The organism is Neisseria lisongii (genome assembly GCF_028463985.1).
GTDB classification, from domain to species: Bacteria; Pseudomonadota; Gammaproteobacteria; order Burkholderiales; family Neisseriaceae; genus Neisseria; species Neisseria lisongii.
In genome coordinates this window covers 1-23,730 of sequence record NZ_CP116766.1, presented here as the reverse complement: position 1 = coordinate 23,730, position 23,730 = coordinate 1, and the positions used below count along the sequence as shown (strand labels likewise).

The 23,730-nt window shown below is 51.8% G+C and carries 22 protein-coding genes; 7 read left to right on the top strand and 15 right to left on the bottom strand.

Going from position 1 to position 23,730, the window contains the following annotated elements; all coding sequences use genetic code 11:
* Nucleotides 1-75 precede the first annotated feature (75 nt).
* Together tsaE and PJU73_RS00105 are read left to right on the top strand one after the other, a co-directional pair.
* Entirely contained in the window at nt 76-546 is a 471-nt protein-coding gene (gene tsaE / locus PJU73_RS00110; RefSeq protein WP_237090310.1) for a tRNA (adenosine(37)-N6)-threonylcarbamoyltransferase complex ATPase subunit type 1 TsaE, read from the top strand.
* Complete coding sequence (locus tag PJU73_RS00105; RefSeq protein WP_237090311.1) at nt 534-1,778, top strand: N-acetylmuramoyl-L-alanine amidase; 1,245 nt, start codon at nt 534-536, stop codon at nt 1,776-1,778. The genes tsaE and PJU73_RS00105 overlap by 13 nt, the downstream gene beginning before the upstream one ends.
* A gap of 268 nt (nt 1,779-2,046) precedes the next feature.
* Here the strand turns inward: PJU73_RS00105 and PJU73_RS00100 are convergent, their stop codons facing one another.
* Both PJU73_RS00100 and PJU73_RS00095 read right to left on the bottom strand, forming a co-directional pair.
* Nucleotides 2,047-2,550, bottom strand: a complete 504-nt coding sequence (locus PJU73_RS00100; protein ID WP_237090312.1) for a GNAT family N-acetyltransferase — start codon at nt 2,548-2,550, stop codon at nt 2,047-2,049.
* Nucleotides 2,551-2,623: 73 nt separating this feature from the next.
* Nucleotides 2,624-3,157, bottom strand: a complete 534-nt coding sequence (locus PJU73_RS00095) for an isochorismatase family protein (RefSeq protein ID WP_237090313.1) — start codon at nt 3,155-3,157, stop codon at nt 2,624-2,626.
* A 349-nt stretch (nt 3,158-3,506) separates the two neighbouring features.
* On the opposite strand from PJU73_RS00095, the gene aroG reads away from it, so the two are divergent.
* Entirely contained in the window at nt 3,507-4,550 is a 1,044-nt protein-coding gene (aroG, locus tag PJU73_RS00090) for a 3-deoxy-7-phosphoheptulonate synthase AroG (protein WP_237090314.1), read from the top strand.
* 333 nt (nt 4,551-4,883) lie between these two features.
* Nucleotides 4,884-5,369 (top strand): pilin, encoded by a 486-nt coding sequence (locus PJU73_RS00085; RefSeq protein ID WP_237090315.1) that lies wholly within the window; start codon nt 4,884-4,886, stop codon nt 5,367-5,369.
* Nucleotides 5,370-5,763: 394 nt separating this feature from the next.
* Here the strand turns inward: PJU73_RS00085 and tsaD are convergent, their stop codons facing one another.
* From tsaD to PJU73_RS00065, 4 genes are all read right to left on the bottom strand, one after another.
* Entirely contained in the window at nt 5,764-6,840 is a 1,077-nt protein-coding gene (gene tsaD / locus PJU73_RS00080) for a tRNA (adenosine(37)-N6)-threonylcarbamoyltransferase complex transferase subunit TsaD (protein WP_237090316.1), read from the bottom strand.
* Between the two features lie 296 nt (nt 6,841-7,136).
* Nucleotides 7,137-8,330 (bottom strand): c-type cytochrome biogenesis protein CcsB, encoded by a 1,194-nt coding sequence (gene ccsB / locus PJU73_RS00075; protein WP_237090317.1) that lies wholly within the window; start codon nt 8,328-8,330, stop codon nt 7,137-7,139.
* Nucleotides 8,317-10,275 (bottom strand): cytochrome c biogenesis protein ResB, encoded by a 1,959-nt coding sequence (locus tag PJU73_RS00070; protein ID WP_237090476.1) that lies wholly within the window; start codon nt 10,273-10,275, stop codon nt 8,317-8,319. Before PJU73_RS00070 ends, ccsB begins: the two co-directional genes overlap by 14 nt.
* Before the next feature lie 225 nt (nt 10,276-10,500).
* Entirely contained in the window at nt 10,501-11,127 is a 627-nt protein-coding gene (locus PJU73_RS00065) for a c-type cytochrome (RefSeq protein WP_237090318.1), read from the bottom strand.
* A 258-nt stretch (nt 11,128-11,385) separates the two neighbouring features.
* On the opposite strand from PJU73_RS00065, the gene yihA reads away from it, so the two are divergent.
* Nucleotides 11,386-12,042 (top strand): ribosome biogenesis GTP-binding protein YihA/YsxC, encoded by a 657-nt coding sequence (gene yihA / locus PJU73_RS00060; protein ID WP_237090319.1) that lies wholly within the window; start codon nt 11,386-11,388, stop codon nt 12,040-12,042.
* Nucleotides 12,043-12,156: 114 nt separating this feature from the next.
* Here the strand turns inward: yihA and murI are convergent, their stop codons facing one another.
* From murI to cyaY, 4 genes are all read right to left on the bottom strand, one after another.
* Entirely contained in the window at nt 12,157-12,966 is an 810-nt protein-coding gene (murI, locus tag PJU73_RS00055; RefSeq protein WP_237090320.1) for a glutamate racemase, read from the bottom strand.
* Nucleotides 12,967-13,104: 138 nt separating this feature from the next.
* On the bottom strand, nt 13,105-13,611 hold the full coding sequence (luxS, locus tag PJU73_RS00050) for an S-ribosylhomocysteine lyase (protein WP_237090321.1): 507 nt from the start codon (nt 13,609-13,611) through the stop codon (nt 13,105-13,107).
* A gap of 69 nt (nt 13,612-13,680) precedes the next feature.
* Complete coding sequence (locus tag PJU73_RS00045) at nt 13,681-14,487, bottom strand: glycosyltransferase family 8 protein (RefSeq protein WP_237090322.1); 807 nt, start codon at nt 14,485-14,487, stop codon at nt 13,681-13,683.
* 4 nt (nt 14,488-14,491) lie between these two features.
* Nucleotides 14,492-14,812: an iron donor protein CyaY gene (gene cyaY / locus PJU73_RS00040; protein ID WP_237090323.1), complete on the bottom strand. Its 321-nt coding sequence runs from the start codon at nt 14,810-14,812 to the stop codon at nt 14,492-14,494.
* Nucleotides 14,813-15,215: 403 nt separating this feature from the next.
* Here cyaY and lptM point away from each other — a divergent pair, with 403 nt between their 5' ends.
* Complete coding sequence (lptM, locus tag PJU73_RS00035) at nt 15,216-15,383, top strand: LPS translocon maturation chaperone LptM (protein ID WP_237090324.1); 168 nt, start codon at nt 15,216-15,218, stop codon at nt 15,381-15,383.
* A gap of 3 nt (nt 15,384-15,386) precedes the next feature.
* A complete protein-coding gene (lysA, locus tag PJU73_RS00030; protein WP_237090325.1) occupies nt 15,387-16,607 on the top strand; it encodes a diaminopimelate decarboxylase in 1,221 nt (406 codons plus the stop codon).
* Between the two features lie 221 nt (nt 16,608-16,828).
* Here the strand turns inward: lysA and gyrB are convergent, their stop codons facing one another.
* The 5 genes from gyrB to dnaA form a co-directional block, all read right to left on the bottom strand.
* Nucleotides 16,829-19,219: a DNA topoisomerase (ATP-hydrolyzing) subunit B gene (gyrB, locus tag PJU73_RS00025; protein WP_237090326.1), complete on the bottom strand. Its 2,391-nt coding sequence runs from the start codon at nt 19,217-19,219 to the stop codon at nt 16,829-16,831.
* A 166-nt stretch (nt 19,220-19,385) separates the two neighbouring features.
* A complete protein-coding gene (locus tag PJU73_RS00020; RefSeq protein ID WP_237090327.1) occupies nt 19,386-19,658 on the bottom strand; it encodes a hypothetical protein in 273 nt (90 codons plus the stop codon).
* An 83-nt stretch (nt 19,659-19,741) separates the two neighbouring features.
* Nucleotides 19,742-20,623, bottom strand: coding sequence for an EamA family transporter (locus PJU73_RS00015; protein ID WP_237090328.1), 882 nt, complete (start codon nt 20,621-20,623; stop codon nt 19,742-19,744).
* 191 nt (nt 20,624-20,814) lie between these two features.
* Complete coding sequence (dnaN, locus tag PJU73_RS00010; protein ID WP_237090329.1) at nt 20,815-21,918, bottom strand: DNA polymerase III subunit beta; 1,104 nt, start codon at nt 21,916-21,918, stop codon at nt 20,815-20,817.
* 107 nt (nt 21,919-22,025) lie between these two features.
* A complete protein-coding gene (gene dnaA / locus PJU73_RS00005; RefSeq protein ID WP_237090330.1) occupies nt 22,026-23,630 on the bottom strand; it encodes a chromosomal replication initiator protein DnaA in 1,605 nt (534 codons plus the stop codon).
* Nucleotides 23,631-23,730: the final 100 nt, after the last annotated feature.

The following is a 23,730-nucleotide window of genomic DNA, read 5'->3' as shown; positions in this document are numbered from 1 at the left end:
ATCCCGTCCTAAGGTTTCCAAATCCGTCCGATTCCCGCATAATTAAGCCTTTGTACCGATAAAAGACTGAATACAATGAACGACGGCGCAACCGTTTCCCGTTTTCTGCCCGACGAACACGCCACGCTGCAACTGGGCGCAGAATGGGCTGCAAGCCTGACCGCCCCGCTGGTGGTGTATCTGCTCGGCGACCTCGGTGCGGGCAAAACCACGTTTACCCGGGGGCTGCTCAAGGCGCTCGGCCATCAGGGCGCAGTCAAAAGCCCGACTTATGCTCTGGTCGAATCCTATCCGCTGGCGGCTTTGAGCGTCCATCATTTCGATTTATACCGCTTCACTTCGCCCGAAGAGTGGGAAGATGCGGGCTTAGACGACTTGTTCACCCAAGAAAGCGTCTGCCTGATTGAATGGCCGCAGCAAGGCGGCGCATTCACGCCTGCTGCCGATCTCACCATCGCCCTCACCCACGCAGACAACGGTCGCAACTGCACCGTAACTGCCCTGACGCCACAAGGCCGGAAAAGTTTACAAGCATGGTTAAACTGACAAGACGACAAATGGTCCGCCGGGCGGCGGGTCTGCTTTTTACCCTGACACCGATTTCTTCCGCACTGGCGAAAGCCGCTCCGTCGGCACAGTTTATCGCCGCCCGCATCTGGCCGGCGCACGCCTATACCCGGGTTACGCTGGAAAGCAGCCACGGCTTGAGCTACCAGCATTTTTCGCTGGACAATCCCCGCCGGCTGGTGGTCGATATCCAAGGTGCCAATATCAACAGCGTGCTGCAAAGCCTGTCGAAAAAAGTATTGGCGGACGATCCGTTTATCCGCAGCATCCGTGTCGGGCAAAACACCGCCACCACCGTCCGTCTGGTAATTGATTTGAAACAGAGCGTGTATTCGCAAGTGTTTACGCTCACGCCGGTGAGCAGCTTCAAACACCGCTTGGTTATCGACCTTTATCCGCAGGGCGTGGACGTGAACGACCCGATGATGGCGCTGCTCAACGGCACGCTCAATCCCGAACCGTCCAAAAAACGCCCTGCCGAACCGGCGCAGCCGAGCTACACTGTCGCTGAAAACCGCACCAACCGCCGCCCGATTATCATGCTCGATCCCGGCCACGGCGGCGAAGACCCCGGTGCCATCAGCCAAAACGGTATCCGTGAAAAAGACATTGTGCTGTCTATCGCACGGGAAGCCAAAAAACGTCTGGAAGCAATGGGTTATGCAGTATATATGACCCGCAATGAAGATATTTTCATTCCCTTGGGCGTACGGGTCGCCAAAGCCCGATCCCGCCGTGCCGATGTATTCGTATCGATACACGCCGACTCGTTTACCAGCCCGACCGCACGGGGAACGGGCGTGTATATCCTCAATCCGAACGGTGCTTCCAGTGCAGCGGCAAAATTTCTGGCGCAAACCCAAAACAACGCCGATGCCATCGGCGGCGTGCGCACCAGCGGCAACCCCAATGTGGACAACGTGATTTTGGACATGACCCAAACCGCCACCATGCGCGACAGCCGCAAACTCGGCCAATATGTGCTGACCGAATTGGGCAAACTCAACCAACTGCACAAAGGACGGGTGGACGAAGCCAACTTCGCCGTATTGCGTGCGCCCGATATTCCGTCGATTCTGGTGGAAACCGCCTTCCTCTCCAACCCCGTAGAAGAAAGTCTGCTTGCCAGCGCCGCCTTCCGCCAACAATGCGCCCAGTCCATTTCTCAGGGGATTCAGAAATACCTCAAAACAGCGGTATTGCAACGCTGATTCAAGGCCGTCTGAAAACCGGTAATACAAAAACACGGTTTTCAGACGGCCTATCCGTTCATACTATAGTGGATTCACTTAATAAACCGTACGATTTTCAAGCAGACTCGTCATTCCGACGAAAGTCGGAATCCATCTTTCAGATTCGGAAACCGTCAAGAAAAAACAGTTACCTAAGCCGCCTAGATGGATTCCGACTTTCGTCGGAATGACAGGCATGTTAGGTTTGGAATGTACTGGAATTTGATTGATTTACTATATAGTGGATTCACACCGTGTCCAAACATTTCCCCAAAATCACAATATCCGCCAGCTTGGTTTCCAAATCGCACACCTGTGGCAATCTGCCCCATGTTTGGAAACCGAAACGCTCAAACAACGCTATGCTGGCCTGATTGTGGGCAAAAACCACCGCCAGCACGTTGCGGATACCCAATTTCGGTGCTGCTGCGAGCATATTTTCCAACAACTGCGCCCCCAATCCGCCGCCCCGCTGTTCCTGCCGCACATAAATGCTGATTTCGGCGCTGATGTGATACGCCCGACGGGGATAATAATCGCTGAAGCTGCCCCATGCAGCGATGCAGCCACTGCCCTCTGCCAGCACATAAATCGGACGGCTGCCGCCGTGGGCATCAAACCACGCCTGCCGCTGCGCCACGCTGACCGGCTGCAAATCCGCTGTCGAGCTGCGTGCTGCGATTGTGCTGTTGTAGATGGTAACAATTTCCGGCAAATCGGCTTGGGTGGCTTCACGAAAAAAATAACTCATTTTCAGACGGCCTTTCTATCCATTTATACACAAAAGGCGGCATGGTCTGCCGCCTTGTTTCATCACTGAATATTTACTGAATCAGTTTCGATACGGTTTTAAATGCCGGATGTTTGGCATCGCCCAGCAGCGTAAACAAAATGCTTTCGGTATTCGACACCACCGCACCCAAACCTCTCATCTGCTGCAAGGCGTTTTCTTTGTTGGCCGGATTGCGGGACGTGGTGCAGTCAAACGGTACATACACTTCCAAGCCCAGCGCCCGAATATCGCGCACGGTCTGCAGCATACACACATGCGCCTCCACGCCCACTAAAATCACGTTGCGGATATTTTTCTCCTGCAAAACGGCTTTTACTTCGGGAATCAGCGCCGAAAACTGTGTTTTTTCAAATACCGGCACATCTTTCAGCAGCAGCTGCACCGAAGGAATGGTTTTGCCCAAACCTTTGGGATATTGCTCGGTCAGCACCAGCGGCACACCCAAAGCCTGCAAACCCTGAATCATAATCCGGCTGCGTTCTGCGGCATATTCGGCTTCAAACAGCACCGGCTGCAACCGTTCCTGAATATCGACCACGATACATAACGTATTTTCTGCATTCATATTTTTCTCCTTGCGGCAAACTGTTGCCGTCTGCCGATTATAAACTGATTCCGTCAGAAAAAGATACCGCCCGTCGCCGGCAATTTTCAGACGGCAACAATATGGCGGTTAATTTTTACTAACAGATTAAATTTGATATTTATATCTTTCAAAATACTAATTTTTGGCATTTTAAATAAAATAATTGTGATTATAATATATTTTTAAAATAAAATTGCTTTTTGACAAATATTCTGATTATGGTAATCTAACTTCCTTTCCTTGTGGATTCAGACAAGAAAACACGCTGGGCGATTTCTTGTTTTGATATAATCTATAAAATACGAATCAACTTAAGAAAGCCGCAACCATGAACCAAGCCTACCAAACAGATGATGTAAAAATTAAAGAAATCAAAGAATTATTACCACCAATCGCCCATCTTTACGAATTACCGATTACCGAACAGGCTTCCGGTCTGGTACACCAAACCCGTCAGGAAATCGCCGATTTGGTACACGGCAAAGACAACCGCCTGTTGGTGATTATCGGCCCATGCTCGATTCACGACACCAAAGCCGCCCTCGAATACGCCGAACGCCTGCTGCCGCTGCGGAAAAAATACGAAAAAGAGCTGCTGATTGTGATGCGGGTATATTTTGAAAAACCCCGTACCACCGTCGGCTGGAAAGGCCTGATTAACGATCCGCATTTAGACGGCACGTTCGACATCAACTACGGCCTGCGCAAAGCCCGAGAGCTGCTGCTGACCCTCAACAATATGGGTATGCCCGCCTCCACCGAATTTTTGGATATGATTACGCCGCAATACTACGCCGACCTGATTTCATGGGGCGCAATCGGCGCACGCACCACCGAAAGCCAAGTCCACCGCGAACTCGCCAGCGGCCTGTCCTGCCCGGTCGGCTTTAAAAACGGCACCGACGGCAATCTGAAAATCGCCATCGACGCCATCGGCGCAGCATCGCATCCACACCATTTCCTCTCCGTTACCAAAACCGGCCATTCCGCCATTGTCCACACCAGCGGCAACCCCGACTGCCATGTGATTTTACGGGGCGGCAAAGAACCGAATTACAGCAGCGAACATGTTCAAGCCGCCGCCCGCCAACTGAGCGAAGCCAAACAGGCGGCCAAACTGATGATCGACTTCAGCCACGCCAACAGCCGCAAAGACTACCGCCGCCAAATGGAAGTAGCCGCCGACGTTGCCCAGCAGCTGCGCAACGGTGAAAACAGCATTATGGGCGTAATGGTCGAAAGCCATCTGGTCGAAGGCCGCCAAGACAAACCGGAAACCTACGGCCAAAGCATTACCGATGCCTGCATCGGTTGGGATACCACCGAAGAGCTGCTCTCCCTGCTCGCCGAAGCCAACCGCAGCCGGGTATAATCTACGCTCAACCGCATTTTCAGACGGCCTTGAAATATCAGGCCGTCTGAAAATGCGGTTATTTCACGATATCTGAAAAAGTTTCCATTCAAACCATTTCTTATTCTGCCAATCAGCAGATTTTTCTACAACTCGCCCAATTTTCCGCAATAAAACCGCCCGCAAATTCCGCCTCATAAATTTATTTGCCACGATTTTATGTTTAAAAAATAATCTGTTGAAAAAAATCAGACAATCCATTATGGTTATGATTAAAACATATCATCAAGCCATGCGGAGCAAACAGAACCTGTATGGCTGCACGATAAAAACCAACCATAAAGGAGAAAAATCATGCCTACCCGCCAACAAGGTTTCACCTTAATCGAACTGATGATTGTCATCGCCATTGTCGGCATTCTGACCCTGATTGCCCTGCCCGTTTACCAAGACAAAACCGCCCGAGCCCAAGTTACAGAAGCCTTTTCGCTTGCCGAAGGCCAAAAAATCGCACTGATTGAATATTATTCGGACAAAGGCACCTTCCCAGAAAGCAATGCCGCAGCAGGCGTTGCCACAGAAAAGGAGATTAAAGGCGAATATGTGGAAAGTGTAAAAATTGAAGGCAACGACACCGAAGGAAAAATCATTGCCACCATGAAACAAGACGGCGTGAATAAGGCCTTACAAAACGGAAAACTCACGTTAAAAATCGAGATTCCAAAAGACAAAAAAGCCGACTTGGGTTCATTTGTCTGGACCTGCGAAAGCGATATAGACGGCAAATACCTGCCGTCTGCCTGCCGCAGCAAACCAGCACCAGCAGATGAAGGGCAATAAATCCAATATCGCTGAAACAGAGTAAGCTGAATTTTTATAGCAAATTCACTTAATAAACCGTACGATTTTAGCAAAACCTTCGGTTTTATAGTGAATTAACTGAATAATCCATACCATTTAATTCGGCACTTGTAGGGTGCGGGCCAAAGCACGCACCTGTTCTGTGAGTTTTGTGTCGAAGCCGTCTGAAAATCTGATTTTAGCTGCACAGAAACTCGCTACGCTCGTTTTCAGACGGCATTTATGTGGAATTTAAAAAACACGTGCATGCTTGGGCAAGCACGCTACACTTTGCTCTCCGTCCAGCTGGTTCAATCAAAACAGGGCAAGCCGTTGTTTCGGCTGCCCTGTTTTCAATATCCCACCTTGCTTCAAAATATCTGCACCATATCCGCTACGATGTCTGCACAATATCCGACAGCGGCCAGCGGGGTTTGACGTTGAAGCTGCCGGCCGGTTGGCGGTTTTGCAGGCGCATGGCACCGGCGAAGGCGATCATAGCGCCGTTGTCGGTACAATATTCCAGCGGCGGGAAATAGACTTTGACCGGTTCGGCGGGCGGCTGTTTGCGGTTGGTGCGGGATTTGCTGTTTTCAGACGGCCTCACGCTCAGGCGGCTGAATTCGTCCCGCAGTTTCCAGTTAGCCCCCACGCCGCCGGCCACCACCAGCGTGCGGAAGCCGGTATCGAGCAGGGCTTTTTGGGACTTGGCCACCAAAACATCGACCACGGCATCTTGAAACGCCCGGCAAATGTCGTTTCGGGTTTGATCAGACACGCTGCCTTCGCTTTCACGCACTTTTTCTACGGCGGTCAATACGGCGGTTTTCAGGCCGGAAAAGCTCATCTGCAAATCATGCGAATGCAGCATAGGACGGGGAAAGGCGAAAGCGTCGGCTGTGCCGGATTTGGCGAGTTCGGAAAGTTTGGCTCCGCCGGGATAAGGCAAACCGAGCAGTTTGGCGGTTTTGTCGAAGGCTTCACCTGCGGCATCGTCCACGCTTTCGCCGAGCAATGTGTAATCGCCGATGCCTCTAACTGCCATAAATTGGGTATGTCCGCCCGATACCAGCAGGGCGACAAACGGGAATTCGGGTTTGTCGTCTGCCAGCAATGGAGAAAGCAGGTGGCCTTCGAGATGGTGGACGGGTATCACGGGCTTGCCCAAGGCAAACGCCAAGGCGTTGGCATAGCTTGAGCCTGCCAGCAGTGCGCCGCCCAAGCCCGGCCCTTGGGTAAAGGCGACGGCATCGATGTCGCCGTACGCTGCGCCGGCTTCTTTCAAACAGCCTTCAGTCAGCGGCACCAAGCGGCGGATATGGTCGCGGCTCGCCAATTCGGGGACGACGCCGCCGTATTCGGCGTGCATCGCCATTTGAGTGTGCAGATGGTGCGCCAGCAGACCCCGTTCGGTGTCGTACAGGGCAACGCCGGTTTCATCGCATGAAGATTCGATTCCTAATACCAACATAATTGTGATGCCGTCTGAAAATTATATATAGTAAATACACTGAATAATTCATACGGTTTTTAAACAGGGCGTAGGTTGGGTCGAGACCCAACACGATTGAAAATACCTTGAACATAAGATTTTGTTGGGTTATGCTCGTGCCTCGCTAACCACAACCTACGCCTACTTTTGTATGGAAAATTCAGTGTTTTAACTATAGTGGGTTCGATTTAAAATAGGACAAGGCGGCAAGCCGCAGACAGTATAAATAATACGGCAAGGCGAGCCAATGCCGTACTATTTTAATAGTGAGTTCACTATAATGTGCCGTAAGAATGCAGGCCGCTCATAAACATATTCACGCCGAGAAAGGCGACGGCGGTAATCAGCAGGCCGACCACTGCCCACCATGCCAGCACTTTGCCCCGCCAACCGGCAACCAGCCGCAAATGCAGCCACACGGAATAGTTGAGCCATACAATAAACGCCCAAGTTTCTTTCGGGTCCCAGCTCCAATAGCGTCCCCATGCGTCTGCCGCCCACAGTGCGCCGAGAATGGTGGCGACGGTGAAAAACAGGAAACCTACGGCGATGGCTTTGTACATCACTTCTTCAATCGCCTGCGAATCGGGCAACCAAGTGGCTTTGCCCTGCGTTTCTTTGCGGATGGCCCACAATTCCGCCACGCCGAGCATGGCGGCAATACAGAATGCGCCATAGCCGATAAAGTTTGCCGGCACATGGACTTTCATCCACCACGACTGCAAAGCGGGAATTAGCGGTTGAATGGTGTGGGCATCTCGGGAAATGCTGTACCACAAGACAAAACACACCACCACCGCCATAAAGGTAAACACGAAACCGCCGAGTTTCTGCATGGCGAATTTGGCTTCGTAATAAAGATACATCAGCGCCGTAATCACCAAAAACAGGATAAACACTTCATAAAGGTTGGAAACAGGGATATGCCCTGCGTCCGGCCGGATCAGGTAGCTTTCGTGCCAACGCACCAACAGGCCGGTAAATCCGGCAAAAGCGGAAATCCATGCAAACGCCGTTCCCATCGTCAGCAGGATATTGCTATCGCTTTTTTTGCGTACTGCCAGCGCCAGACCGACCAGATAGGCAAACCATGCCAAAAATACGAAGGTACACTGCCACATTACCGCCGACTGGCTGCTCAAGAAAAATTTAAGCAGAAAATGGCTGCCGTTGCCGATATTGCCCTGATACAGCGCAACCGCCGCATACGCCAGCGCCGCACTCAGCGGCATAAAAATCCGCAAGGGCTTAAACAGCCAGCCCAAAAAGACGGCAATCAATACGCTGCCCCATAAAATGGCGGTTTCGTAGCCGTCCATATGATGGCCGACATGGGTTTGGGCAAACAGCGCTAATGCCGCAATCAGGGCGGCAAACAGCCAGTCGCTGAGTTTGAGCGTGCCGAACACGGTTTTTTTTGCCAACAGTTCGTGTTGCGGTAGGGAAGGTTTCTGATTATTTTCGGTCATGGTTCAAATCCTTAAGCAACTGCTGCAAATGCAGGGTATGTTGCGGAAATTCTTTTTTTAAGTCCCGCTCGCTGCGGGCCGAGGCCATTGCAAAGCGGATATGGCCGTCTGAAAACAGCAGCCACGCCCGTTTTTCCCGGATATAGAACATGAAAAAGATGCCCAATACCAATAAAAACGAGCCGAAATACACCAGCGCCGCCCCCGGCGAACGGGTCATCTGCAGGCCGGACGAACGCACTTCGGTATAGCCGTCCAACTGCAGCAGCACCGGTGCCGGATATTCGGTCAGTCCGGTGTAGGCATCCATGCTGTGCAGCAAAAAGCGGTTGCGCTGTTCGCTTTGCGGCCACTGCGGCAAGGCGTATTCCCGAATGGTCTGTTCCAATGCGGCATTCATCACGCCAAACAGCATTTGGTAGAAATAGCCCTGCATTTTTTCCTGTTCCTGCTGCGGAATATTCTGGCGGACAAATTCATCAAGCGCCAGATAGCCGCCTTTGGCAAAAATCGCCAGCGTGTTTTCCGCTGCTTGGACAAACTGGCTGCGGATTTCCTGCGGTGCGGCTGCGGCGGAATCGGCAACGGCACGGCGGCGCAGGGTGTCGTTTTTCAGAAATTCCCGCAAAGCCATAAAGGTATCGGCTTTGCCGTCTTTGTCTGTCGGAATCCGCAGCCAGCGGTAAGGTTGGTCGAGCGCCGTGCGGGTGCCGGTGAGGTAGAAATAATCTTCGTCCTGCTTAATCGGCAACATATAGTTTTTATATTCCACCGCCTGCCCCGCCGCATTGCGCAGGCGGTAAACAATCGACGGGCCGATGTTGGTAAAGCGTTTGTTTTCCTGCACCACCGAACGCACATCGTTCACCGCCGACTGTATGCCGCCGCTTTTTTCAGACGGCATACTCATGTCTTCCACATTCATGGCGGTAAACTGGTCGAATTCGAGTTTGTATTTGGTGTCGCCGATGTCCAGCGGGAAATCCCGCATAGATGTTGCTTTCAGCTTCAACGGTTGGCGTTTCGGGTCGTTCAGATTCCACGCTTTGAAATTCAAATCCGAACCGCCGTCGGCAAAACTTGCCTGATAAATAGTGATGCCGTGCAGCGTCAGCGGGTGGTTCACCCGTATCGTCTGCTCGATTTTGCTGCCGTCGGCTTTGTCGGTGATTTCCAAATCGCTGGCGAAATCTTTGGGCATACCGGTATCGTAAAAATCGATATGGAATTTTTTGAGTTTGACTTCAAACGGCAAATCCTGCACCAGCATACCGTTGTCGGCATTCAGAAACACCACGTCGGCGCTCTGCCCTTCACTGATATTGACATTGCCCCGAAATGAAAGATTGCTCCGCCCCATCACGCTTTCGGGTTTGAAATCTTTGGCGAACACGGCTTCGTTGTCCGGCACGATTCTACCGGTGAGCATCCCGATTTTCAGCAGCAGATTGCTGTCGATCAAGCCACCGGTACAAATCACAATCAAAGCGGCGTGGGCAAAAATATAACCCCATTTGCCCGCTGCGCCTTTTTTTGCCGCCAACAGTACCGAGCCGTCTTGGCGGCTGACGGTTTTGGTGGTGAAACCCTGTACCGAAAGATACTGCGCCGCCACTTCGGGGGACAGCCCTGCTTCCAACTGCGCGGAATGTTTCATCGCCGCCAGCGATTTTTCTTGGGCGTTTTCCCGAAACGAGCGGATTTCCCGCAAAAACGGCGGCACGTTGCGGGTCAGGCACAGGCCGGTGGAAATCACCAGAAACAGCATGATGGCGACAAACCAGCCCGAGGCATAAACGTCATAGATGCCGAGAAAATTGAAAATCTGCGACCAAAACGGCCCGAACTGGACCAGATAATTGACCTGCGGCTGATTCTGCGGCAACACCGTTCCGATAATGGAAGCAATGCCCAGCAGGCTGAGCAGCGCCACGGCAAAACGCATGGAGCTGAGAAAGGCAAACCACGGGCGGCGGATCAGCGGAACGGATTTTGAAGATAGGCTCATAGCGTGTGGATTCTATACAACATCTTTTGAAACGGCTTCGGCGGAATTATACCGAAACCCGGGCGGCTCTCAAACAATCATGCCGATAGCAGGATAACACATAAGGCCGTCTGAAAATCGGTTTTCAGACGGCCTTATGCGTCGGTTCATGTCAGACTGCGTTTAGTGCAGACCTTGAATGAAGTTGGCAACGGCATTCATTTCTTCTTCGCTCATGCGTTTGGCAATATCGGCCATCATCGCATTTTGGCGTGCGCCGCTCTTATAGGCGTTCAACTGGGTCATCACGTAAGCCTTGTGTTGGCCGGCGATACGGGGATACGCCAGAATTTCAGTGCCGCCGCCCGGCATACCTGCGCCGCTCGGACCGTGGCAAGACATACATGCCGGAATTTTCTTATCCGCCAAGCCGCCGCGGAAAATGCGTGCGCCCAATTCCAATTCTTCTTTAGGATTGGCTTCGCCCGGTTTGGCCTGCTGTTTGGCATAATAGGCCGCCACGTTGCGGATATCCTGCTCCGACAAGCCGGTTACCAGCGGTTTCATCACAGCGGAAGAACCGGCGGTACGTTTGCCCTCTTTAATCTCCTGCGTTTGCTGGTAGATATAGGCGGCGTGTTGTGCAGACAGTTTCGGATACATGGCAATGCCGCTGTTGCCGTCTGCCGCATGGCAAGCTGCGCAAATGGTGGTCGCAATCTGTTTGCCTTTTTCAATGTCGGCTTTCGGTGCTGCGGTGGCGGCACCGGCTGCCAAACCCAAGGCCAGTAAAGTCAAATATTTCTTCATGGAGTGCTCCTGATTACAGCATTGCCTAGCGCAACAATGCCCTTGATATACTCAAAACCGGACGAAATTTTACCCGATTAAAACCGATGGTTCTATAAACATGGTATTCTATACCAAATTTACATTATTTACATTAAATTACTACAATGCGGCGCAAGATGTGCGGCAACAGCGATACACTGTCCGCCTGCCTGTCGCAAAGGCTTCCGTTCCGGCATTGTAATACAGGCTGCCCGACAGCTCTTTAAGGAATATCAAATGAACCTCTTTCAGAATGCAAAATTCTTCACCACCGTCAATCACTTGAAAGACCTGCCGGACACACCTGCCGAAATTGCATTTGTCGGCCGCAGCAACGCCGGAAAATCCAGCGCCATCAACACCTTGACCAACCACGTCCGTCTGGCCTACGTTTCCAAAACGCCGGGGCGCACGCAGCACATCAACTTTTTCGAACTGAGCAGCGGCCATTTTATGGTCGATCTGCCGGGCTACGGCTATGCCCAAGTTCCCGAAGCCATCCGCGCCCACTGGGTAAGCCTGCTGGGCGACTATCTGCAGCAGCGCCGCCAGCTGATCGGGCTGGTGCTGATTATGGACGCACGCCACCCGCTCAAACCTTTGGACATTCAAATGCTGGATTTTTTCCACATCACCGGCCGACCGGTGCATATTTTGTTGTCCAAAGCCGACAAATTGTCCAAAAACGACCAAATCAAAACCTTGGGCAACGTCAAAAAATCGCTCAAACCTTATATGGAACGCCAAACCATCAGCGTACAACTGTTTTCCAGCCTAAAAAAACAGGGCATTGACGAAGTCAACCAAACCGTTGGCGCATGGTTTGAACGCCATCAGGTAGAAACAGAAAGCATGGCACAAATCGCAGAAGAAACGCCCGAAACGACGAGCTGATATACAGTTGAAATACTGATACCCATCATCAGCTTGTACAAGGCCGTCTGAAAATCAGATTTTCAGACGGCCTCAACATCAAGGGCATACCCATTTTAAGTATGCCCCGCCTGCCTAACCCAAATTCACCATTTCAATCTGATCCATGCTCCGCCCCAAAAAGCGTTCGCCTATGGTGCGGAAACGCAGCGGAATATCGCTGACGTAAAAACGGTAATCCGGCACACCGCCGCCCTCGTTGAGCAAATCCGCTTCCGCCAAGGCTTTGGCAACCGATTCGGCGGTAGTGATGGCGGAATCGACCAGCACCACGCCCGAGGCTTCCCGACTGATTAAAGGCTTGAGCAGCGGATAATGAGTGCAGCCCAACACCAACGTATCGATATTATCGGCCAACAGCGGCTTGAGATATTCCCGTGCCGTCAAGCGGGTAACTTCATGATCCAGCCAGCCCTCTTCCACCAGCGGCACCAGCAGCGGCGTTGCCTGCGTGCGCACCAATGCTTCGGAATTACTGGCGTGAATCGCACGGGCGTAGGCATTGCTGTTGACCGTAGTATTGGTGGCAATCACACCGATACGGTTGTTGCGGGTCGCCGCCAAAGCCGCCTGCGCCCCCGCCGAAATCACGTCCAACACCGGCATCCCCCCCGCCTGCTGACGGATTTTCTGACCGGCAACCGCCGCAATCGTGTTGCACGCAATCACCAACGCCTTGACTTCCTGCTCCAGCAGAAAATCAACAATCTGCATAGCAAAATTCTCAATCGTAGCACGGGACTTAGTGCCATACGGCACACGGGCGGTATCGCCGAAATAGACGATATTCTCCATCGGCAACCGTTCCATCAAGGCACGGACATTGGTCAGCCCGCCCACACCGGAATCGAATACCCCTATCGGACGCTGTTTGTTGCTTTTCATGGGACACCGCAAATAAAAGATAACGGCGTTATTGTACACGCTTTCAAAGACGGTTCAATCATTCCGCCCGCCGCCCGCAGAAAGGCCGTCTGAAAATGCGATTTTCAGACGGCTTTATTTGTTGCTTAACAGGCTGCTTTATTCTGCCAACAGGCTTTCATCTAGGGTCAGTTCGTCGTTTTTATTGACGGCGACTTTGCGTGCCAATACGTTGCGGGCGATTTCTTGGGCTTCGGCGAGGGAGTGCATGGTGTAGGTGCCGCATTGGTATTCGTTTAATTCAGGGATTTTGCTTTGGTCTTGTACGTTTAATACGTCCTGCATGGCGGCGAGCCATGCGTCGGCGACGGCTTGTTCGCTTGGGGTGCCGATCAGGCTCATGTAGAAGCCGGTGCGGCAGCCCATCGGGGAGATGTCGATGATTTCTACGTCGTTGCCGTTGAGATGGTCGCGCATAAAGCCTGCGAACAGGTGTTCGAGGGTGTGGATGCCTTTTTCGGGCAGAATTTCCTGATTGGGCAGGCAGAAACGCAAATCGAAGACGGTGATGGTGTCGCCTTTGGGGGTGGTCATGGTTTTGGCAATGCGTACTGCGGGGGCGTGCATTCGGGTATGATCGACTTTGAAGCTGTCCAGTAAGGGCATGATGGTTCCTTTTTTATTTAAGTGTGTTCAAGATTCAAGATGGGGTAATGCCGTCTGAAAATGGGGTTTTCAGACGGCCTGTTGGTGGTGGCGGATAATGTCGTTCCATTCCAAACCGTAGTAAAACCAATATTGTTCCCGAAACGGGCATTCTACGCTATTTTTCCACGGCTTGAACCCTGATGTGTAATGGATAATTTTGGGTATGCCGCTGATGCTTTGACGGTATGCCTGCCAGTTTTCCTCTGATAGAGCATATTGGGCGTGGCATTGGAAATTATAGCTTGGGTCAAGCTGCAGCCATTGTTTGACAAACAGGATGTTGAGCATATCTTGATCGGCATAGATAAAGTTATATTCGTTCAACATCTTAACGGATTTGGTCAATACATCGTTTTCCCGCCATTTTTCAGCATTAATCAGTAATACGCCCGAATTGAAATACGGTTTCATATCGGGAAATTCGAGATAATAGTGATCGTCTGTTTGGGCGATAAAGGCATCATCTACGGCGGCGACATAATAATGGCTGATGTCGGTTTGGTAAAGTTCCTGCAAGTTGGCGGTAACGACAATATCGCAATCTAAATAGAGTGCTTTTTTATCAACAACTTGGTCGATAATCAGCCGATACAGCGCCGCTTCGCTCAAATGCGGCACTTTAAATATCTCAGGCAAGGTGGCATCAATCGGAATGCTTTTGATTTCGCAGTTGATTTTTACCAAATAGCGGTTGAGCAGAGCAAACCATTCGGGCGAATATTCTTTGTGCAACAGGTAGAAACAGACGTTTTGATTGTGGTAACAAACTGATTTGATGACGGTTAAAACTTGTTCTGCCATGCGCAAATCGGCTGCTAAAACAATGTTCATCATGGTTTTACAATCCGCTGATGGTTACGGTTTCGCCGGCGGCTTCGCTCAGGGCGGTGTTTAATACGGCGAAAAATTCGCTGCCGTCCCGGGTGGAACGCCATGTGCCGTTTTCTTCGATAAAGTGGTAGCCGCCGCTTTTGGCGGCAATCCATAATTCTTGGTTGGGGGTGTGGCGGTTGACGATAATTTGCGTGCCGTTTTCGGCTTCAATGGTGAGGACGTTGCCGCTGGGCAAGCAGTCGAAATCCCAGCCGTTTTCATCGATTTGGTCTTCGATGTGTTGAAACAGGGCTTCGCTCAAACGGATAAATTCGCTCTCGGTCATGGCTTTATTTTTGGGTGGTTTTTGTTTAAGATACCGAATCTTGCCACATTTGTGCGGCGGAAGGAAGATTATCGGGAAAAATCCGATGCGAGGCCGTCTGAAAACCGAAGGTTTTAGCGATAGAGTGAATTAACCAAAAAATATTGCAACCAAGTGAACCACCCTTCTCCTAACCCCTTTCCACCAGCGGTACGAGGTTAGGTGTAGCGTGCATGCCTAAGCATGCACGTGTTCTTTAAATTCCACATGAATGCCGTCTGAAACTGAGCGTAACGAGTTTCTGCGAAGCTAAAATTGGGAAACGGTGGTTTGTGTTGTCATACTTTTAAAGTGAATTTACTATAGATATTAAAACTCATCTTTCTTTCCGCTGCGGATTTGGCGGCTGCAATAAAGGAACATCATGAAATCCTGTATAACAATCGCTGCACTCTGCCTGCTTGCGGGCTGCGGCTATAAAGGCGATCTGTATCTGCCCAAAGAAAATGATAAGGCACGCTTCGGCGTGATTCAGACGGGCTTGCAGTTCGAACAAAAAATTCCCCAACCATCCAAACACACCCAAGAGTAATCTATGACTTTACATTGCGAAGAAATGCCGTTTTCCCAACTGGCGCAAACGTTCGGCACGCCGCTGTATGTGTACAGCCAATCAGCGCTGACCGAGGCCTTTGCCGCCTATCAGACCGCTTTTGCGGATTTGAATCCTTTGGTCTGCTATGCCGTTAAAGCCAACGGTAATTTAAGTATTATCAAACATTTCGCCGAATTGGGCAGCGGCTTCGATATTGTATCGGGCGGCGAACTGGCACGGGTTTTGGCGGCCGGCGGCGATGCGGCGAAAGTGATTTTTTCGGGCGTGGGTAAGAGTGAAGCGGAAATCGAATATGCTTTGAATGCGGGCGTAAAATGTTTCAATATGGAAAGCCTGCCCGAAATCGACCGCATTCAGGCGGTGGCGGCACGTTTGGGCAAAACGGCACCGGTATCGCTGCGGATTAATCCCGATGTCGATCCGAAAACCCACCCTTATATTTCTACCGGCTTGAAAGCCAATAAATTCGGCATTGCCTATGATGATGCTTTGGCTGCCTACCGCCATGCCGTAGCGCAGCCGAATCTGAACGTGGTCGGCATCGACTGCCATATCGGTTCGCAACTGACCGACCTCACCCCGCTCACCGAAGCCTGCGAACGCCTGCTGGCGCTGGTGGACACGCTGGCGGCGGAAGGCATTGTGTTGGAACACGTTGATTTGGGCGGCGGGGTCGGCATTGTGTACCAAAACGAAGAGGTGCCGGATTTGGCCGCCTATGCCGCTGCCGTCAAACGCCTGTTCGGCAACCGCCAACTGAAACTGGTTTTAGAACCCGGCCGCAGCTTGGTCGGCAATGCCGGTAATCTTTTGACCCGTGTCGAATTTGTAAAACACGGAGAAGAGAAAAATTTTGTGATGGTGGATGCGGCGATGAACGATTTAATGCGTCCGGCGCTATACGATGCTTACCATCATATTGAAAACACAGAAGAAAAACACACACCACCAATCCTTGCCAATATTGTCGGCCCGATTTGCGAAACCGGCGACTTTTTGGGCAAAGACCGCCAAATTGCCTGCGAAAGCGGCGATTTATTAGTAGTGCGCAGCGCCGGCGCATACGCCGCCAGCATGGCAAGCAACTACAACGCCCGCAACCGTGCCGCCGAAGTATTGGTGAATGGCGACACCGCCCGCCTGATCCGACATCGGGAAACGCTGGAACAGCAAATGGCAAACGAGTTGGCCTGTCTGTAATTCAAAAATCCCCTGTTTTTAAATAAACAGGGGATTTTTTTGATGGGAACAAAAGACAGTTTGAAAAATCCTGTTGCGTATCTGAAGCGTGAAATAAACCGGCCATCTTCCCCTCAAAACACACAATCATGCCGTCTGAAAATGCGATTTTCAGACGGCCTTTCTTTCCAACCGCAAAAAACCCGACCGCATTCAATTCGGTCGGGTTGGCTGTTTCTGCTTTATGCGTCGATGTTTTGTGCCACCAAGGCGTTGTTTTCGATAAAGGCTCGGCGGGGTTCGACTTCGTCGCCCATCAGGGTTACAAATACTTCGTCGGCGGCGATGGCGTCTTCAATGCGTACTTTGAGCAGGCGGCGGACTGTCGGATCCATGGTGGTTTCCCACAGCTGTTCGGGGTTCATCTCGCCCAAGCCTTTGTAGCGTTGGATGCTCATGCCTTTTTGGGCGGCACTCATCAGTTTGTCCAAGGCTTCTTTGAAGCTGCCGACCGGTTGGGCATTGTCGCCTTTAAGCAGTTGGGCTTCGCCGTCAATCAAGCCGTCGAGCATGGCGGCGGTTTGGGTCAGGGTTTGGTAGGCTTTGCTGTTTAAGAACTTCGGTTCGATGTAGCTGACCATCACATTGCCGTGCAGTTGGCGGGTGATTTTGATGAAATGGCCGCCTTCATGCCCTTCGATACGTTCCAGCTTGACTTCTTTTTCGTCCAAATGTCGGCTTAATCCGGCAACGGCACGGTCGGTGCTTTCGGAAGTGGCCAGACTGATCGGTTCGGCATACAGCATGGCGCTCAATACCGAATCGTCAATCACTCGGCTTTCCTGTTGGATAACGTTTTGCGCCAACAGGAATTGTTTGGCAATTTTCGCCAGTTCTTCGCCTTCGATGGTACGGCCGCCGGATACGATTTTGGCGTTGTCCAAAGCCAGACCGAGCAGCCATTGGTCTTTTTCAAATTCGTCTTTCAGATAACGCTCGGTTTTGCCGTGTTTCGCTTTATACAGCGGCGGCTGGGCGATGTAGATATAGCCCCGTTCGACCAGTTCGGGCATTTGGCGGTAGAAAAAGGTCAGCAGCAGCGTGCGGATATGGGCGCCGTCCACGTCGGCATCGGTCATGATGATGATGCGGTGGTAACGCAGTTTTTCCGGATTGAATTCTTCTTTGCCGATACCGGCACCCAAGGCGGTAATCAGAGTGGCAACTTCCTGACTGGCCAGCATTTTTTCAAAACGGGCTTTTTCAACGTTGAGAATTTTACCTTTGAGCGGCAAAATGGCTTGGAATTTACGGTCCCGCCCCTGTTTGGCCGAACCGCCGGCGGAATCGCCCTCGACCAGATACAGTTCGGATAATGCCGGATCTTTTTCCTGACAATCCGCCAGTTTACCCGGCAAACCCAAGCCGTCCATCACGCCTTTGCGGCGGGTGATTTCGCGGGCTTTGCGGGCGGCTTCCCTTGCTCGGGCGGCATCCACGATTTTGCCGGTAATGATTTTGGCTTCGGTCGGATTTTCTTCCAAAAAGTCTTTCAATGCCTGATTGATAACGTCATTGACCACCGGTCCGATTTCGCCCGACACCAGCTTGTCTTTGGTTTGGGACGAGAATTTCGGGTCGGGTAGCTTAACCGACAATACGCAGGTCAAACCTTCCCGCATATCGTCGCCGCCGGTTTCGACTTTGGCTTTTTTCGCCACTTCGTTTTCAGCGATGTAGTGGTTGATGGTGCGGGTCATCACTTGGCGCAGGGCGGTCAGGTGCGTGCCGCCGTCCCGCTGCGGAATGTTGTTGGTAAAACACTGCACGCTTTCCTGATAACTGTCGTTCCACTGCATGGCGCATTCCACGCTCATGCCGTCTTTTTCACCGAAAGCGTAGAAGATTTTTTCGTGCAGCGGATTTTTTTTGCGGTTCATATATTGCACAAAACCCGCCACGCCGCCGGAGAGGGCGAAACTTTCGTGTTTTCCGTCCCGTTCGTCGGTCAGTTCGATATCGACACCGTTGTTCAAAAACGATAATTCCCGAATACGTTTAGCCAGAATATCAAAGCTGTATTCGACATTGCCGAACGTTTCCGCCGCCGCCAAAAAGCGGACGGTCGTACCCCGTTTGTCGGAATCGCCGACCACTTTCAACGGCTCGACGGTGTTGCCGTGTTCGAAGCGGACAAAATGCTCTTTGCCTTCCCGATAAATCGTCAGCGTTACCCATTCGGACAGGGCGTTCACCACCGACACGCCCACGCCGTGCAGGCCGCCGGAAATTTTATAGTTGTTGTTGTCGAATTTACCGCCGGCGTGCAGCACGGTCATAATCACTTCCGCAGCCGAACGCCCTTCTTTGGCGTGAATACCGGTCGGCATGCCCCGACCGTTGTCGGATACGCTGACAGAGTTGTCGGCATGAATGATCACGCCGATTTTATCGCAATGACCGGCCAGCGCTTCATCGATGGCGTTATCCAGCACTTCAAATACCATGTGGTGCAGGCCGCTGCCGTCCTGAGTGTCGCCGATATACATGCCCGGGCGTTTGCGGACTGCCTCCAAGCCTTCCAGCACCTGAATACTGTCGGCGCCGTATTCTTCGTGTTTTTGATCGGTCATAATCTCTGTCTTTCAGTAAGTGAACATCAAGCCGCACCGCCGCAGAATTGCGTTTTCGGGCAATGTGTGAAAGCGGGGCAAATAGTGCTGTATTATACCCGATTTTGCGGGATTTTTCAGCAAGCAACGGCGTTTGACGGGCAAATCATGCCGTCTGAAAATGCTATCAGTCGAACCAGTATGCTTTCATCGCCGCCAGCAGTTCCGGCTCGACAGCGTAACCGCTCTGATCGCCAATCAGACTGTCTATGCCGCAATAAGGGCAAAATGCCGTTTCTCCGCCTTCGGCTTCCCGCTCGAAATGCTTCGGCTTTAATTCGGTGGGCGGAAAAATTTTCTGACAGTGAAAACAGCCGCATAAGCGGCTTTGTTCCAAAATCTCCCGATTGCGTATCGAAAATTTGTGGGCGGCAACAACCGCCTGTTTCCGTTCTACCATTTTTGGTTTTCCTCTTGCTGATTCAGGCCGTCTGAAAATGAGTGAAACGAATTTCAGCGAAGCTAAAATGGGTGAAACAAATTTCAGACGGCCTTGGATTTAATTTGCCAGCGTCCGCCGAACAAGTGAACCAGTAACCCTGCGGCAACTGCTAAAATACCCGCCCAGTGCCAACCGTTTAGGGTTTCGTCCAAAATGGCAAAACCTACCAGCAGGGCTTCTACCGGTATCAGAAACGCCAACGGCATGATTTTGGCGGCGGGGTGGCGTGCCAGCAGCCAGCTCCAGCCGGTGTAGCCGAGAAATGTGCCGATATATGCCAGATATAAAACGCCGACCCAACCGTGCCAAGTCATGCCGACAAGCTGCTGCACCACGCCGTCAAAGCCGTACATCATCAGCGATACCGCCACAAATGCTGCGACCGTCCACACATTGCCCCATACCACCAAACCGAGCGCATTCACCCGCCCGATTTTCTTCGCCACCAGATTGCCCGATGCCCATGAAAATGCCGACGCAATCATCAGCAGCAGAGCAACCAGCGGCACATCGCCCTGCGCCTGTCCGACACCGATCAAACCCAGTCCGGCCGCCGCCAGCACCATCGCCAGCCAGCGTTGCGGCGTGATTTTTTCGCCGAACAGCAAAGCGGCCAGCAATACGGTGAAAAACACCTGACTTTGCAGCACCAGCGCCACCAGTCCGGTCGGCATACCCAAGGCCATGGCGCTGAACATCAGGGCAAATTGGGCAAAGCTGATGGTCAGCCCGTAAAGTGCCAGCCATTTCCATGAAACATCGGGCTTTTTGATAAAAAATATCGCCGGAAACAGCAGCAGCACAAACCGCATGGTTCCGGCGAGCATGGGCTGCAGCTCGGTCAAGGCAATTTTGGTAAACAGAAAGGTAATGCCCCACACCCCGATTACGGTGGCGGCAATCAAACCGTCTTTGATGTTCATGTTTTTCTCCTCTTGCAGACAATCGGGGCATTGTTGAATAGATATAATTACCCCGAAATAAAAACGGACGGAATCCAATCGATACAGCCCTGCTCTATCTTTGTTTTCCGTCCGACCTTTTTAGGCGCTGAAACTTTCAGTTTTAGTGAAGCCAAAACCGAAGTTTTAGCTTTGCTCGTTTTCAGACGGCCTCAGATGCGCATCGGCATCACGATGTATTTGAAATTCGGGTTGTTCGGAATGGTAAACAGGGTCGAACGGTTGGCATCGCCAAACGCCAGCTGCATATCTTCGGTGTGGATATTGCGCAAAACGTCCATCAGATAGCCGATGTTGAAGCCGACTTCCAAAGCATCGCCCTGATAGGCGATTTCCAGTTCCTCACGGGCTTCTTCCTGCTCGTTGTTTGAGCAGACCACGCTCAACAGACCCGGCTGCAGGAACAGGCGTGCGCCGCGGAATTTTTCGTTGGCCAAAATCGATGCCCGTTCCAAAGCGCCCAGCAGCTGCGTGCGGGATACCAAAAAGATTTTGTCGTTGTCCAACGGAATCACACGGTTGAAATCGGGGAATTTGCCGTCAATCACTTTGCTGACAATCACGGTATTGTTGCATTGGAAGCGGACTTGGTTGTTGAGCAGCTCGATGCTGATGTTTTCGTTAGGGTGATTGAGCAGCTTGAAGAGTTCCAACACGGTTTTGCGCGGCAGAATCACTTCGGATTTCGGCAAATCGGCTTCGATTTCGGCGGCGGCGTAGGCCAGACGGTGGCCGTCGGTAGAGACCAAACGCAACTGGCTTCCCTCAACCTGCATCAATAAGCCGTTGAGATAATAGCGGATGTCCTGTACCGCCATACTGTATTGCACCTGCGAAAGCATGTTTTTAAACATTTCCTGCGTCAGCGAAAATTGGGTGCTGACGTCTTCGCCCACGCTCATCAGCGGAAAATCTTCCGCCGGCAGGGTTTGCAGGGCAAAACGGGATTTACCGGCGTTCATGGTCAGGCGGTTGTCTTCCCAATCCAGCGATACGATGGCACTTTCCGGCAAGGCACGCAGAATGTCTTGGAATTTTTTGGCATTGGTGGTAATGCGGAAATCGCCCGCCTGACTTTCCGGGCCGCAGGTGTTGATTTGGATTTCCAAATCGGTGGCCAAAATATTGGTCTGTCCGTTGCGGCTTTCCAGCAAGACGTTGGACAATACCGGCAGGGTATGCCGTCTTTCGACAATACCGGTAACGGTTTGCAGGGGTTTGAGCAGACTGTCTCGATCGGCTTGTAAAATCAGCATAAATCGTTCCTTCAATTCAGATATTTTTGAATACGGTTCTCGTCCGGCAAGCGATATTCGTGTACCGGAACACATCATTTTCAGACGGCCTCGGCCGCTTTATTGCTTCAATATTGAATCATGGTCAGCAGTTTTTCATAATCCTGCGCCAGTTCCACATCGGTTTCCCGCAATTCGGTAATGGTACGCACCCCGTGCATAACGGTGGTATGGTCGCGACCGCCGAACGAATCGCCGATAGACGGCAGGCTCATATTGGTCAGCTCTTTGGTCAGGCTCATTGCAACCTGACGGGGGCGGGCAATGTTGCGGTTACGTTTTTTGCCGAGTATATCGCTGATTTTAATGCGGTAATACTTGGCTGTGGTTTCGATAATCAAATCGGCGGTAATCACTTTGTGTTTCACCGCCACAATATCTTTCAGCGATTCCCGCACCAAATCGATATCGATGGGCTTGTTCATAAAGCTGCTGCTGGCGCTGACCCGGTTGAACGCCCCTTCCAATTCGCGCACGTTGGAACGAATCAGATTGGCGATAAAAAATGCAGCTTCGTCAGTCAGGTGTTTGCCGGCGGCGGCGGCTTTTTTCTGCAGAATCGCCACCCGCATTTCCAATTCGGGCGGTTCGAGTTCCATGGTCAAACCCCATGAAAAACGGGATTTCAGGCGGTCGTCCATATCTTCGATTTTGGCCGGCAACACATCGCAGGTCAGCACCAACTGTTTCTTTTTATCATGGAAATGGTTGTACAGATAGAAGAATTCTTCCATTGTACGGTCTTTCTTTTTGATAAACTGGATATCATCGACAATCAGCAGATCGTATTGCTTGTATTTTTGTTTGAACGCATCAAAACTGTTGTTGCGGTAGGCTTCCTGAATGCTGCGCACATATTCGTCGGCGTGCATATAGCGCACTTTGGCCTCCGGCTTGTTTTTCAAAAGCTCGTTGCCGATGGCCTGCACCAAGTGGGTTTTACCCAAACCGGTCGAGCCGTAAAGGAAAAACGGGTTGTAATTGCGCCCCGGATTTTCGGCAATCGAACGAGCCACCGACAATGCAATATGGTTGCCCTTACCTTCCGCCAGCGTTTCAAACGTGTAATCCGAAGACAGATTGGTTGCCTGATAACGCACCTCCTCCGCTCCTTCACCGGCAGCCTGAGTTTTCGCCGACGCTTTCGGACGGCGGGTTTCCGCCGCTTCCTGCTGCGGTTTCGGCTGCTCGTGCGGCAGGTTTTTCATGCGTTGCGCCAAAATATCGACCGCCGATTTCGGTTCCGCCGACGGCGGCGCTTTTTCAGACGGCCTCATCTGTTCGCCGAGCGGATACGGCTGCACCTCAGCAGGTATGTTTGACACCTGCGGCGCAGAAACCGGCATTTCGGCAACCTCATCTACCCGAACCTCCGCCTGCGGCAACGGCTCGACCGCTTCCCCAAAGTCTTCCGCCGCCATTTCATAAGTCTGACCCACACCTACTTTAAACGCCCACTCCCCCGCCGCCGCCAATTCGGCCTGAACGGCGGCAATTTCGGCGGCAAAACGGCTTTTCAGCATATTGACGGCAAACTGGTTTTTCCCGTAAACCACCCACACGCCGTTTTCCTCGCCCACCGTCAGCGGCATAATCCACTGTTCAAACTGGCGTTCGGGCAAAGTCATTTGAAGTTTACGCAGGCACAGAGGCCAAAATTCTGCTAGTGTCATACGGTCGGGCTCAAAATTAGGAAACGGAAACGTCCGGAAACGGCGGGCGGTACGCAGCCACCTGTATTGCCGAAATATACGGGGCATTTTCAGACGGCCT

Excerpts from the sequence above, each read along its gene's own strand:
- tsaE (WP_237090310.1), top strand. The coding sequence starts at position 76 with ATGAACGACGGCGCAACCGTTTCCCGTTTTCTGCCCGACGAACACGCC.
- PJU73_RS00105 (WP_237090311.1), top strand. The coding sequence starts at position 534 with ATGGTTAAACTGACAAGACGACAAATGGTCCGCCGGGCGGCGGGTCTG.
- PJU73_RS00100 (WP_237090312.1), bottom strand. The coding sequence starts at position 2,550 with ATGAGTTATTTTTTTCGTGAAGCCACCCAAGCCGATTTGCCGGAAATT.
- PJU73_RS00095 (WP_237090313.1), bottom strand. The coding sequence starts at position 3,157 with ATGAATGCAGAAAATACGTTATGTATCGTGGTCGATATTCAGGAACGG.
- aroG (WP_237090314.1), top strand. The coding sequence starts at position 3,507 with ATGAACCAAGCCTACCAAACAGATGATGTAAAAATTAAAGAAATCAAA.
- PJU73_RS00085 (WP_237090315.1), top strand. The coding sequence starts at position 4,884 with ATGCCTACCCGCCAACAAGGTTTCACCTTAATCGAACTGATGATTGTC.
- tsaD (WP_237090316.1), bottom strand. The coding sequence starts at position 6,840 with ATGTTGGTATTAGGAATCGAATCTTCATGCGATGAAACCGGCGTTGCC.
- ccsB (WP_237090317.1), bottom strand. The coding sequence starts at position 8,330 with ATGACCGAAAATAATCAGAAACCTTCCCTACCGCAACACGAACTGTTG.
- PJU73_RS00070 (WP_237090476.1), bottom strand. The coding sequence starts at position 10,275 with ATGCGTTTTGCCGTGGCGCTGCTCAGCCTGCTGGGCATTGCTTCCATT.
- PJU73_RS00065 (WP_237090318.1), bottom strand. The coding sequence starts at position 11,127 with ATGAAGAAATATTTGACTTTACTGGCCTTGGGTTTGGCAGCCGGTGCC.
- yihA (WP_237090319.1), top strand. The coding sequence starts at position 11,386 with ATGAACCTCTTTCAGAATGCAAAATTCTTCACCACCGTCAATCACTTG.
- murI (WP_237090320.1), bottom strand. The coding sequence starts at position 12,966 with ATGAAAAGCAACAAACAGCGTCCGATAGGGGTATTCGATTCCGGTGTG.
- luxS (WP_237090321.1), bottom strand. The coding sequence starts at position 13,611 with ATGCCCTTACTGGACAGCTTCAAAGTCGATCATACCCGAATGCACGCC.
- PJU73_RS00045 (WP_237090322.1), bottom strand. The coding sequence starts at position 14,487 with ATGATGAACATTGTTTTAGCAGCCGATTTGCGCATGGCAGAACAAGTT.
- cyaY (WP_237090323.1), bottom strand. The coding sequence starts at position 14,812 with ATGACCGAGAGCGAATTTATCCGTTTGAGCGAAGCCCTGTTTCAACAC.
- lptM (WP_237090324.1), top strand. The coding sequence starts at position 15,216 with ATGAAATCCTGTATAACAATCGCTGCACTCTGCCTGCTTGCGGGCTGC.
- lysA (WP_237090325.1), top strand. The coding sequence starts at position 15,387 with ATGACTTTACATTGCGAAGAAATGCCGTTTTCCCAACTGGCGCAAACG.
- gyrB (WP_237090326.1), bottom strand. The coding sequence starts at position 19,219 with ATGACCGATCAAAAACACGAAGAATACGGCGCCGACAGTATTCAGGTG.
- PJU73_RS00020 (WP_237090327.1), bottom strand. The coding sequence starts at position 19,658 with ATGGTAGAACGGAAACAGGCGGTTGTTGCCGCCCACAAATTTTCGATA.
- PJU73_RS00015 (WP_237090328.1), bottom strand. The coding sequence starts at position 20,623 with ATGAACATCAAAGACGGTTTGATTGCCGCCACCGTAATCGGGGTGTGG.
- dnaN (WP_237090329.1), bottom strand. The coding sequence starts at position 21,918 with ATGCTGATTTTACAAGCCGATCGAGACAGTCTGCTCAAACCCCTGCAA.
- dnaA (WP_237090330.1), bottom strand. The coding sequence starts at position 23,630 with ATGACACTAGCAGAATTTTGGCCTCTGTGCCTGCGTAAACTTCAAATG.